The sequence below is a fragment of the Actinosynnema mirum DSM 43827 genome, from assembly GCF_000023245.1.
Taxonomy (GTDB): domain Bacteria; phylum Actinomycetota; class Actinomycetes; order Mycobacteriales; family Pseudonocardiaceae; genus Actinosynnema; species Actinosynnema mirum.
Genome location: NC_013093.1, coordinates 5929725 through 5941705, shown reverse-complemented (window position 1 = coordinate 5941705; position 11981 = coordinate 5929725). Strand labels below are relative to the sequence as shown.

General features: G+C 67.8%; 9 protein-coding genes. 3 read left to right on the top strand and 6 right to left on the bottom strand.

The features are described from left to right. Positions 1-75 precede the first annotated feature (75 nt). Positions 76-1398 (top strand): hemolysin family protein, encoded by a 1323-nt coding sequence (locus AMIR_RS24720; protein WP_015803690.1) that lies wholly within the window; start codon positions 76-78, stop codon positions 1396-1398. Between the two features lie 75 nt (positions 1399-1473). On the opposite strand, the gene AMIR_RS24715 is transcribed toward AMIR_RS24720, so the two are convergent. From AMIR_RS24715 to AMIR_RS24705, 3 genes are all read right to left on the bottom strand, one after another. Beyond that, on the bottom strand, positions 1474-2643 hold the full coding sequence (locus AMIR_RS24715) for a glycosyltransferase (RefSeq protein WP_015803689.1): 1170 nt from the start codon (positions 2641-2643) through the stop codon (positions 1474-1476). Between the two features lie 320 nt (positions 2644-2963). Then, positions 2964-4100: a glycosyltransferase gene (locus AMIR_RS24710; protein ID WP_015803688.1), complete on the bottom strand. Its 1137-nt coding sequence runs from the start codon at positions 4098-4100 to the stop codon at positions 2964-2966. 52 nt (positions 4101-4152) lie between these two features. After that, a complete protein-coding gene (locus AMIR_RS24705) occupies positions 4153-4617 on the bottom strand; it encodes a MarR family winged helix-turn-helix transcriptional regulator (RefSeq protein ID WP_015803687.1) in 465 nt (154 codons plus the stop codon). Between the two features lie 78 nt (positions 4618-4695). Here AMIR_RS24705 and AMIR_RS24700 point away from each other — a divergent pair, with 78 nt between their 5' ends. Next, entirely contained in the window at positions 4696-6744 is a 2049-nt protein-coding gene (locus AMIR_RS24700) for an MMPL family transporter (RefSeq protein ID WP_015803686.1), read from the top strand. A gap of 282 nt (positions 6745-7026) precedes the next feature. Here AMIR_RS24700 and AMIR_RS39550 read toward each other — a convergent pair whose 3' ends face one another. The 3 genes from AMIR_RS39550 to AMIR_RS24690 all read right to left on the bottom strand — a co-directional run bounded on the left by AMIR_RS39550 (position 7027) and on the right by AMIR_RS24690 (position 11127). Next, positions 7027-8646 (bottom strand): hypothetical protein, encoded by a 1620-nt coding sequence (locus AMIR_RS39550; protein WP_015803685.1) that lies wholly within the window; start codon positions 8644-8646, stop codon positions 7027-7029. 808 nt (positions 8647-9454) lie between these two features. Next, a complete protein-coding gene (locus tag AMIR_RS24695; protein ID WP_187313442.1) occupies positions 9455-9793 on the bottom strand; it encodes a transposase in 339 nt (112 codons plus the stop codon). Positions 9794-9972: 179 nt separating this feature from the next. Continuing rightward, positions 9973-11127 (bottom strand): FAD-dependent monooxygenase, encoded by a 1155-nt coding sequence (locus tag AMIR_RS24690; RefSeq protein WP_015803684.1) that lies wholly within the window; start codon positions 11125-11127, stop codon positions 9973-9975. Between the two features lie 246 nt (positions 11128-11373). Here AMIR_RS24690 and AMIR_RS24685 point away from each other — a divergent pair, with 246 nt between their 5' ends. After that, positions 11374-11964, top strand: coding sequence for a class I SAM-dependent methyltransferase (locus AMIR_RS24685; protein WP_015803683.1), 591 nt, complete (start codon positions 11374-11376; stop codon positions 11962-11964). Positions 11965-11981 lie beyond the last annotated feature (17 nt).

The window sequence follows — 11981 nt, the reverse complement described above, 5'->3', positions numbered from 1 at the left end:
AGAACACCCGCGTTGCGCGCTTCGGTGCTGGTCGCTGCGCGGTTCCGTGCGGATCGCTGGTCGGAGTGGGGTGGCGTGGACGGATATTGGTGGAACGTGGCGCTGGTGGCCGTGCTGGTCCTGGTGAACGCGGTGTTCGCCGGGAGCGAGATGGCGCTGGTCTCCCTGCGGGAGGGCCAGATCAGATCCCTGGAGCGGGAGGGGGGTCGCGGCGCGCGCACGCTGGTCAAGCTCGCCCGCGACCCGAACCGCTTCCTGGCGACGATCCAGATCGGCATCACCCTGGCGGGCTTCCTGGCGTCGGCGGCGGCGGCCGTGACGCTCGCCGCGCCGCTGGTGCCGATGCTGGACTTCCTGGGCAGCGCGGCCGACCCGGTCGCCGTGGCGCTGGTCACGATCGTCCTCACGTTCTTCACGCTGGTGCTCGGCGAGCTCGCGCCCAAGCGCCTGGCGATGCAGAACGCGTTGCGGTGGGCCAGCTTCGTGGCCAAGCCGCTCGACGTGCTGTCGGCGGTCTCCCGCCCGGCGGTGTGGCTGCTGAGCAAGTCGACCAACGCGGTCGTGCGGCTGTTCGGCGGCAACCCGGACGCCGCCGAGGAGCAGCTCAGCCCCGAGGAGCTGAGCGACCTGGTGTCCGGGCAGCAGGGCCTGAACCCGGAGCAGCGCGAGATCATCACCGGCGCGCTGGAGATCCACGCCCGCCGGTTGCGCGAGGTCCTGGTGCCGCGCCGCGAGGTCGTGACGCTGCCCGTGGACATGGCGATCCCGCAGGCGCGCGCCGAGCTCGTCACGTCCGGCCGCTCGCGCGCGCCCGTCGTGCGCACCGGCCACCTGGACGACGTCGTCGGCGTCGTGCACCTGCGGGACCTGCTCGACGACGGGGTCTCGCTCACGCAGGTCGCGCGGCAGGCCGTGGTGTTCCCGGACTCGCTGCGCGTGGTGGACGCGCTGCGCCGGTTCAAGACCGAGCGCGAGCAGTTCGCGCTGGTCGTGGACGAGCACGGCGCGGTCGACGGGATCGTGACGCTGGAGGACCTGCTGGAGGAGGTCGTCGGGGAGATCTACGACGAGACCGACCGGGACATCCTGGAGGTGCGCCGCGAGGAGGACGGGGCCATGGTGCTGCCGGGCACGTTCCCGGTGCACGACCTGGTGGACCTCGGCGTCGAGCTGCGCGACCCGCCCGAGGGCGACTACACGACGGTCGCCGGGCTGATCCTGGTCGAGCTGGGCCTGGTGCCCGAGGGGCCGGGGGACCGGGCGGCGGTGGCGGGCTGGGACTTCGAGGTCCTGGCCGTGGACCACCACGCGATCACGTCGGTTCGGCTGCGGCGGGCCGAACCGGCGGAGGCCGACGCGGAGCAGGACCCGGACGGGCAGGTGGTCGGGGTCGACTGAGCGTGCGGCGGGAGCGGTGGAGGCGTTGCGCGGCAAGGGGAATCGGCACGTCGTCGGGCCGATTCCCCGAGGGCGTCAGATCAGCTCGGGCAGCCGGGCCGCCACCTCGTCCGGCGACGGCATCGCGGCGATCTCCGCCGCCACCGCCTTCGCCGCCACCGCGACCTCCTCGGAGACCAGCAGCCCGCGCGCGGCGGACGCGACGGCCTCGGCGGCCACCTCGTCGCCGATCAGCCGCTCGCCGAGCCCGGCCGCGACCACGGCCTCGGCGTTGCTGAACTGGTCCGCGCCCTGCGGCAGCACCAGCTGCGGCACGCCCGCGCCGAGCGCGCCCATGGTCGTGCCGCTGCCCCCGTGGTGCACCACCAGGTCCACGTGCGGCAGCAGGTCCGCCTGCGGCACCCACGCGTGCAGCGACACGTTGTCCGGCACCTCGCCGAGCGCGGCCGTCTCCACGGCGGGACCGGCCGCCACCAGCACGTGCGCGTCCAGCGAGGCCAGCCCGTCGATCGCGGCCCGGAACACCTCGGCGTGCCCGAACGCGGTGCCCAGGGTCAGGTAGACCAGCGGCTTGTCGCGGGGCGCGGTGGCGATCGCGGGCAGCTCGCCCGGCGTCGCGAACGGCACGGGCCGCAGCGGGATCGTGCCGGGGACGCTGAACGACGGGTCCCGCAGCGACGGCGGGCAGATGTCCAGGTACGGGTTGCCCAGCAGGAACGGGCTGTCGTCGCCGGCGTCCGCGTCCACGTCGCCGAGGTCCACGCCGTGCTCGGCCGCGACGCCGCGCAGGTGCCCGACCATCAGCTTCGGCATCTCGGAGCCGGTCGACATGCGCCCGAACCCGTGGCACAGCACGGGAACGCCCGCCGCCCTGGCCGCGATGCCCGCGCCGGGGTTGGCCAGCTCCTGGACCACCAGGTCGGGGCGCTCCTGCTCGATGAGCCCGGCGACGTCGGTGGCGAACGAGCGGGCGAGCAGGTCGCCGAACAGCCGGGCGATGATCGGGATGCCCTCGGCGTCGGCCAGGTCGCGGGGGGACTTGCCGGGCGGCAGCACCTGGCTCGCGAAGTCGCGCATCCCGGCGCCCGCGACGACCGGTTCGACGCCGATGCCCGCGAGGACCTCGTGGAAGCCGCCGGTGGTGGCGAACTTGACCCGGTGACCGGCGCGCACGGCGGCTCTGGCCAGCGGTAACAGGGGGAACAGGTGCCCGTGGGCCCCGAGGCTGGAGAAGAGGATCAGCACGGAACTCAGCGTACGCTGAATTAGCTTCACGAAGGAGTTGTTCGCGAGGGGCTGACGGTGGTGGTCACCCTCTCGGTGGAGTCCGCCGGGAGTGCGCCGGGAGTGCGCCGGGAGTGCGCCGGGAGTGCGCTGGGAGTGCGCTGGGAGTGCGCCGGAAGTGCGCTGGGCGTGCCGCGAGGCGGAGCACCCCGGACGGAGCGGCCCGGCGACGGCGTGCGGTCGGGCGGAGCGGTTCCGGGGTGGCGGGCTGGGGGGAACCCCGCGTCAGGCGGCCTGGCGGGCGTCCGGCTCGGGGAGCGCCGGGCCCCGCGCCGCGCGGCTCACACGTGCCGCCCCAGGTCGGCGACCACGTCCTCGGGGGACGGCATCGCCGCGATCCCGGCCGCCATCGCCTCGGCCGCCGCCCGGCGCTCCCCGTCCACGAGCAGCTCGCGCGCGGCCCCGGTGATCGCCTCGACCGTCGCGTCCGCGCCCACCAGCGCCCGGCCAAGGCCCGACCCGACGACCGCCTCGGCGTTGCCGAACTGGTCCGCGCCCTGCGGCAGCACCAGGTGCACCGCGCCGCCGACCGCGCTGCCGATCGTGGTGCCCATGCCGCCGTGGTGCACGGACAGGTCGGCGTGCCGCAGCAGCTCGCCCTGCGGCAGCCAGCGGTGCACGCTCACGTTCGCGGGCAGCTCGCCCAGCGCGTCCACGTCCACCAGCGGCCCGGCCGACACGACCACGCGGGCGTCCAGCGCGGCCAGCCCGTCGATCGCCCCGCGCAGCACCGGCGCGTCGCTGAACACGGTGCCGAGCGACAGGTAGATCAGCTTCCCGGCGCGCCCCACCACGCCCTCGGGCATCGGCACGTCGTCGCTGTGCTGCACCGGCCGCAGCGGGAGCCGCACGGCGTCGCCGAGGTCGCGCTGCCACGCGGGCGGGCAGATGTCCAGCAGCGGGTTGCCCAGCAGCAGGCCCTCACCCGCGGGCTCGACGCCCAGTTCGGCCGCGACCTCGCGCACGTTCGCGTGCAGCGCGGGGCCGAGGTCGACCGCGTCCATCCGGCCGAGGCCGTGGCACAGGGCCGGCACGTCCGCCTTGGCCGCGGCCAGCGCCGCGCCCAGGTTGAGCACCTCGCGGATCACCAGGTCCGGCTTGTGCCGCTCCAGCAGCGGCGCCAGGTCGGTGGCGAAGCGCTCGGGCAGGACCTTGCCGAACGAGATCGCGGAGACCCGCTCCTGCTCCTCGAGCGACAGGTCCTGCGGGCGCATCGGGCGGCCGAACTGGTGCGCGACCGCCTGCCGCACGTCCCACCCGGCCGTGACCGGCTCCGCGCCCGAGGCCGCGATGGCCGGGTGCACCCGCTCGGTCGTGGCGTAGACCACCTCGTGCCCGGCCTCCACCGCGGCCCGCACCAGGGGCAGCACGGGGTAGGTGTGGCCGAAGGTCCCCAGACTGGAGAAAAGGATCTTCACGCGGCTACGGTAACCCGCGCCGATCACTGCGGGACAGGGCGGAAGTCCCTGGTCAACCGTGATCTTCGTCCAGGCCGTCCCGAACCTCGGTGGTGGCCTCGATGCTCGCGCGCAGGAACCGCGCGACCACCGCGCGCTCGGCCTCGTCGAACCCGGCCCAGGCGCGGGTGAACGCCTCGTTCAGCGGCAGGAAGAACTCCCGGCCCAGCTCCAGCGCGCGCTGGTCCACCGCCAGGTCCACCCGCCGCCGGTCGGAGGCGCTGCGCACCCGGTGCACGTGCCCGGAGGACTCCAGCCGGTCGAGCACGGACGTGGTCGCCGACGCGCTCAACCGCATCACCTCGGCCAGCCGCCCCGGCGTCATCGGCTGCTCGGACCAGCGCGCCTCCATGATGTGGAGCAGGGCGTTCAGGTCCGTGCGGTGCATCCGGTGGCGCTCCCCGAACCGCTCGGCGAAGCGGTCCGACTCGACCGTCAGCAGCTGCAACAGCCGAACGAGCAGGTCGTGATCTGCCACACCTGCGTCCTTCCTCTACTATTTCGACCGTCAGATAGTTCGATGGTCGAAGTTAATGGCTCCGGAGGACATTCTCCCGTGACATCCCGCGCACGTTGGCTGCTGCCCGCCCTGATCGCCGTGGCGTGGCTCGCGCTCGGCGGATTCGGCGGCCCCTACGCCGGAAAGCTCAGCGAGGTGTCGGTCAACGACAACACCGCCTTCCTCCCCTCCTCGGCCGAGGCCACCGAGGTCGCGACCCTGCTCAAGGCGTTCGAGACCTCCCGCCAGGTACCCGCCATCGTCATCGCCGAGCGTGACAGCGGCCTCACCGACGCCGACCGCCAGTACCTCGGCGGCGCCGAGCTGCCCGGCGAGGCGTCCCCGCTCATCCCCTCGCAGCAGGACGACAAGGCCGCCCAGCGGATCGTGCTGCTCGACGGCGCCGAGCCCGCGCCCGGCGTCGAGGAGCTGCGCGAGGCGTTCGCGTCCCCGCCGGAAGGGCTGACCGTGCTGGTCACCGGACCGGCCGCGCAGATCGCCGACCTGAAGGAGGCGTTCGGCGGCATCGACGGCATCCTGCTGCTCGTCGCCGCCGCCGTCGTCGCGGTGATCCTCGTGCTCGTCTACCGCAGCCCGCTGCTGCCGGTGATCGTGCTGCTGTCCGGCGTGTTCGCGCTCGGCGTCGCCAGCCTCGCGGTCTACCTGCTCGCCGACGCGGGCGCGGTCGACCTCAACGGCCAGAGCCAGGGCATCCTGTTCATCCTGGTCTTCGGCGCGGCCACCGACTACGCCCTGCTGCTGGTGTCCCGCTTCCGCGAGGAGCTGCGCGACACCGAGGACAAGTACGCGGCCATGCGCACCGCGTGGAAGGCCACGATCGAGCCGATCGCCGCGTCCGCCGGGACCGTCGTGCTCGGCGTGCTGTGCCTGCTGTTCAGCGACCTGAACAGCAACAAGGGCCTCGGCCCGGTCGCCGCCACCGGCATCGCCGCCGCGTTCCTGGCGTCCGTGACGTTCCTGCCCGCCGTGCTCGTGCTGTTCGGCCGCGCCGCGTTCTGGCCGCGCCGCCCCGCGCACGGCTCGCCGCACCCGGAGACCAGCGGCCTGTGGGGCAAGGTGGCCGGGCTGGTCGGCGCCAAGCCGCGCGCGACGTGGGTGATCACCGTGCTGGTGCTGCTCGCGGGCGTCGCGTTCGTGCCGCAGCTCAAGGCCTCCGGCACCGCCCAGTCCGACATCTTCCTCACCGAGGTCGACTCGGTGGCGGGCCAGGAGGTGCTGTCGCGGCACTTCCCCGGCGGTTCCGGCTCGCCCACGGTCGTGCTGGCGCGCGAGTCGTCCGCCGACGCGGTCCTGGCCGCGACCTCGGGCGTCGACGGCGTGTCGAACGCGCAGGTCGCGGGCGCCGCGCAGGGCCTGGTCCGGATCAACGCGACCCTGGCCGACCCCGCCGACTCCGAGGCCGCGACCGCCACCGTGCAGCGCCTGCGCGACGCGGTCCACGCCGTGGACGGCGCGGAGGCCAAGGTCGGCGGCCCGACCGCGACCCAGCTCGACACCCAGAACACCTCGGCCCGCGACCGCCTGGTGATCATCCCGATCGTGCTGCTCGTGGTGTTCCTGGTCCTGGTGCTGCTGCTGCGCTCCCTGGTCGCGCCGCTGCTGCTGATGGCCACCGTGGTGCTCTCGTTCGGCGCGACCATGGGCGTGTCGGCGCTGCTGTTCAACCACGTGTTCGGCTTCCCCGGCGCGGACCCGGTGGTGCCGCTGTTCGGCTTCGTGTTCCTGGTGGCGCTGGGCATCGACTACAACATCTTCCTGATGACCCGCGTCCGCGAGGAGACCGCGCGCCTGGGCACCAGGGAGGGGATGCTCAAGGGCCTGACCATCACCGGCGGCGTGATCACGTCGGCGGGCGTGGTCCTGGCGGCGACGTTCTCGGCCCTGGCCGTGCTGCCGATCCTGTTCCTGGCGCAGCTGGCGTTCATCGTGGCGTTCGGCGTGCTGCTGGACACGCTGATCGTCCGGTCGCTGCTGGTGCCGGCGCTGGGGGTGGACATCGGTCGGAAGATCTGGTGGCCGTCGAAGCTGGCCAAGCCGGGTCGGGCGGGGGAGCCTGAGCGGGAGTTGGAGAGCAGCGCGTCGTGAGCAGGCGCCCGGTGGTCGCTTCCCGTGCGGGGGCGACCACCGGGCTTTTCTGGTCTAGGTGAGCGCTAGGAAAATCTACGTTTCCTTGCTTCCCTGACTGGCTGCTGTAGAGCTCTCCGCGTTCCGTTTTAGACCATCGCACTTTTAGTGAATCGATATTAATTTTTTTTCTCTACAGGCTTGTTCGGGCCGCTGCTGGGAAGAGTCGCCGCTTTAGCGGCGAGATGCCATTTTGGGATCTCGGGCATGACTGGTTTACGAGCTATTATTTGGATTAAAATTTTAGTAAAGTTTTACGCCCACGTGGTCGACAATGATGCGGGCATGTGTTGAGTCGAGGGCGAAATGGATTCGGCCAACTTCTTGGTGCGGCGCATTATCCCGTACCTTGATGTGTGGCGTGCGGTTGTATGGACGACCTTCGTGTATGAACTTCCATAAAGTCCTTTTCTTCCCGATAGTGTCATCTTGTAAAGCTACTTTTAGATCAAACTCTTCGTAGAGCCATTTGTCTAAATGGTTCATAGAGCGCTCGGATCCGTCATATAGCTTTATTGCTGCCTGGCTAAGTTTTACCAGAGCTTCTTGCATCTCGCCGGGTCGTGGGTAGCGCGATTTTTTCCATGAAGTGAGAGCGCGCCCGGTGAATATTATGTGCTCTGAGGTAAGTTCTTGAAGTCGCAAAAAGAGTTCTTGAGCCTTTTCCTTAGAACCGCTTTCCATGAGAGGTAAAGAGGCCCATGGGTCAACTTTTTGTGCTGTTTCGTCATGTTCGATATGTTTTGCATTAAGCGCAATATCAAGTTGGTTAACCCGCTCTTCCAGGGCTGGGACACGCTCTGCCTGTGCTTTCGCCTGGATAGCCTCTGCCTCGGCCTCGAAAGCTATCGCTTGCCAGTCCTTTATGTCTGACTGCAACGTTTGGATCTGCTCTTTGAGCATGTTAACCTGCGCTGAGAGGTCACCTGTTGCGGCAACCGCATCGGATCTGGCCTCGGCTTCATTAATCCGCGCGGTTGACTGCTCTTGACGTGCCCGTCGGTAAGTTTGGTCGACACCACGGCTCAGTACTGAAACAGGGGCCAGCTTGTTCATCAACTGTGCTCGGAGCCAGTCCGAGTCATCTCCGTTGACCTTATTGGTGTCAAAATCAACTGTTGGGGCAGAGATATCGCTCCAGACTAGACGCGCTCCCGCGTAATTAGGCGCACATAAGGGTAACTCTCGTGTGATTTGGTTGAGTGCGCTGTAGTCAACAGTGACGACCCTGACCAGTCCGACCAGTTTGTTTGCAGCCATACGGGCAGCGTCTAAGGCTGGAATTGTTCTAGCATGAATTATTAAGATTGGTAAGCGCTCATTGCCCTGTAGGGCATCTATCAGGGTGTCAACTTCTGCCGCTGATCGAATCTGAATATATCTGCCGTCCTGCCTTTGCTTTTTTATTCTAAGGTTGATCCGGTCGCTGCGTATAAGCTTGGTTATCACGCCAGGCTGACGTAAATCTGCTGGCGGCATAGGGGATAGCCAGTCAGTCGGGAAGGTTCGAGCCATGGAAACCCTGAGTTTTAGTTGATCTTCTAAAAATCCAAGAGTGATGCGTGTAAAAAATTCACCCTCAGTATTTTTGTCTTTGTCGACAACCTCTAGTCGCACTGTGCGTGATATTCCGTCGCCAAGCGCGTTCCAAGAGGCTGTGCGCATGTAGTTGGGGCGGTTAGATTTTAGTGCTATAAAACCGTTGTTCTGGAGATTGGTGACCGAGATTGGATTACCAGCTGTTTGGTTAATCCAGTCAGCGGCGCATTGGAGTGCCGTGTCGAAAGCTATTTTACTTATTTTATTATTTGTGTTTAACCGAACTTCGTCGACATCGAAATCGACCGCGTAGAGTATTTGCATGCCGTCCCCTTTGTGTCTAATATTTCTTATTTAAAGGTTCAAGAACGGTGACGGTTTTTAACGTTACTGCCCGCCGATTGGTTTTGCTGTTATTTGATTCTCAATTGACTGGCCGGGCATTTCCTGTGTGGATTTTGATTCCTATCCCTATCGAGGTTTTTTGTTGTCTAAACTTGTAGGGTAGACTAGCTGTATGCAATATCGTAACTCATGTGTCGTTGTGTTACAAGATCGATGTAGATGAGGTGTTTGGTAAATTATTTGTTTCGCCCATCGGAGGTGATAAAAACCGTCTGGCTATCTTAGAATTTAGCGTAAATAAAGTTGTTAGGTGGTCTTAATTTAGATTTTTTTGGAATAAGTTAAGTCGTCGGTAGCAGGTCAGGATCAGGATGCCTCGGTACAGTTCGGCCAGACGGTCCCAGCGGGTGTATAGCCGCCGGTACTGGGGCAGCCAGGACAGGGTGCGTTCGACCACCCACTGCAGCGTGCTTAGGCCTGAGTCGGGGGTGGGTGGCTGCGTCGGGCGATGAGCGGGACAATTCCCCGCTGTCGTAGTGCATCCCGGCTTACAGTGCTGACGTAACTGTGGTCGGCGAGCATCACCTCAGGTCGCCACCTGGTTCTGCTGGGTTCGCTTGCGATGCAGGGCGTCACGTTGAGAGTCTCGGGCGGGGTGGTGCTTTCGTGGGTATTGGCGGCACTGAGTGCGATGGTCGGCGGGTGACCGGCATTATCGACAACGAAATAATATTTCGAGCCACTTTTGTGGCGGTCGACCGGGCTGGGTTCGGCGAAGCACCCCCTTTTAATGCCTCATATGGGAGGAGTCGATGGCCGTACGTGACCAGTCGGTCCGGTTGACCGCGTGCAGTTCGGCGAGCACCACCTCGTACAGGCACTGCCAGACCCCTGCCTCGACCCACTCCGCCATCCTGCGGCGGCAGGTCGAGTCGGGACCGAACCCGAACTTGACGGGCGGGGCGGCCCACTCGATGTCGGTATGCAGTACGAACATGATGCCATGCAAGCGCCGATGAGTAGGCAACCGCTTACGGTCGGGATGGTGGAAATTCTGGTGGGGCGCGGATATCAACGGCTTGACGAAATCCCGTAACTCGTCATCGACGATCCATGGTGCAGCCACGCTCTGCCGGATTCCCTATCGGCCAAAACTTCAACCAGCTAATTCTAAAAAATATATAATAATTTCATTATATAGGAATTTTGACTGGAAGCTATTTTGTGGGCGTATACTACTGTCTTGATAATTGAGAGATGTGAACTTCGGGGTTGCTGTCGCAGGTATCCTCCTTGCCTTTGCTCTCACCCCGTCACCCGAGCGTCCCAGTCGATCTCGTGCCGGTGCCAAGGAAACGCGCTCGGCCCGACCCGCCGAATGGCCACCGGCATCACCAGGTCCCGCACCGCCCGCCCCACCGGCCCGGTCACCGCGCTGCGCACCGCCCGGCCCGCCAGCTGCCCGATCCGCTCCACCCGCGCCCTCCGCAGCCGCTCGAACGCCACCACCCCGCCCGCCGCCCCCAGGTCGCGCACGCACCGGGCCAGCTCCACCGCGTCCTCCACGGCCAGCGCCACGCCCTGCCCCGAGTTGGGGAACTGCGCGTGCGCCGCGTCCCCGACCAGCACCACGTTCCCCCGCGACCACCGGGGCAGCGGGTCCAGCTCCTCCAGCGCCCCGGACAGCACCAGCGCGTCCGGCGCGGTCCGCCCGATCAGCTCCACCGCGGGCCCCCGGTCCTCGCCGAACACCGAGGTCAGCTCCGCCATCCAGTCCTTCGGGTCGCGCTCGCGCACCTGCGCGACCGTCAGCGCCGCCGGGCTCGGCAGGTGCGCGAACCAGCCGCCCGAGCTGTCCTCCAGCACCTGGTAGCCGAAGAACCCGCGCCGCCCGTGCACCAGCACGACCTTCCCGCCGGTGCTGTTCTGCCCGGTGAACGGGATGTTCCCGCTGAACCCCAGCACCCCCGCGTAGCGGGGCCGCGCCTCGGGCACCACGTACCGCCGCACCGCCGACCGCACCCCGTCCGCCCCGACCAGCAGGTCGAACCGCTCCCGGCTGCCGTCCGCGAACACCGCCTCCCGCTCGTTCACGTGCAGCAGCCGCCGCCCGTGCAGCACCCGCACCCCGCGCCGGGCCGCCTCCGCGCGCAGCACCTTGCGCAGCTCGCCCCGCCACACCAGCAGCATCGCCGGATCGCTGGTCAGCTCCCCGAGCACCCGGCCCGCGCCGTTGCGCACGACCAGCCCGGTGATGTCGTCCCCGACACCCCGCACCGCGTCCCCGAGCCCGAGCACGTCCAGCGCCCGCATCCCGTTGGGCGCCAGCGACAACCCGTCGCCGAGCCCCTCGGGCGGGGTGTCGCGGGCCTCCAGGACCACCGCGTCCCACCCGGCCTTGCGCAGCGCCACGCCCACGACGGGACCGCTGACCCCACCACCCACCACCACTGCCCGCACGGCAGGTCCTCCCCGAGTTCCCGGCTCCACCCGCGCTCCGGGGACCGCGAGAACGGGGTCGGGCCGCGCGGGTGGTCGACAGCGGGAGTATAGGTCGCGTTGATCTTCGACAAAGCCCTGGTCGGCGGCCTGCGCGCGGCACGGGGTCCCGTGACCGGCGCCCCTGGGACCACCCGTCCACAACCCGCGTTGCCATTCCGGCAACAAAAGTTGCCCGCCCGCCGCGACCGGACGCACCATCGTCCCGTGGATCAGGAGTTCTGGGACGCCATGTACACCAACGTCGACTTCAGCTGGAGCGGGAACCCCAACGGGGCCCTCGTCGACGAGATCACCGGCCTGCCCGCCGGGCGCGCGCTGGACGTCGGCTGCGGCGACGGTTCCGACGCGCGCTGGCTCGCGGCGCAGGGGTGGCGGGTCACCGCCGTCGACATCTCGCAGGTCGCCCTCGACCGCGCCGCCGCCGTGCAGACCCCGCACGAGATCACCTGGAGGCTGCTCGACCTGGCGAAGGAGGCCCCCGCCGAGACCTACGACCTGGTCTCCGCGCACTACCTCCCGATCCTCAAGTCCGCCCCCGACACCGCCAAGCACCTCGTCGAGGCCGTCGCGCCGGGCGGGCGCCTGCTGCTCGTCGCCCACGACACCCCGGCCGAGGGCGCGTTCCACGGCCACGACGGCACCGAGTTCCCGTACGCCGACTTCGCCTCACCCGCCGACGTGCGCGCCCTGCTCGGCGACGGCTGGACCATCGAGACCGACGTCAAGCGCGACCGCGCCCTGAAGGCCAACAACCACCACGTGGACATCATCCTGCGGGCCAGGCGGGACGCCTGAGCGCCGCCCAGCCGCGC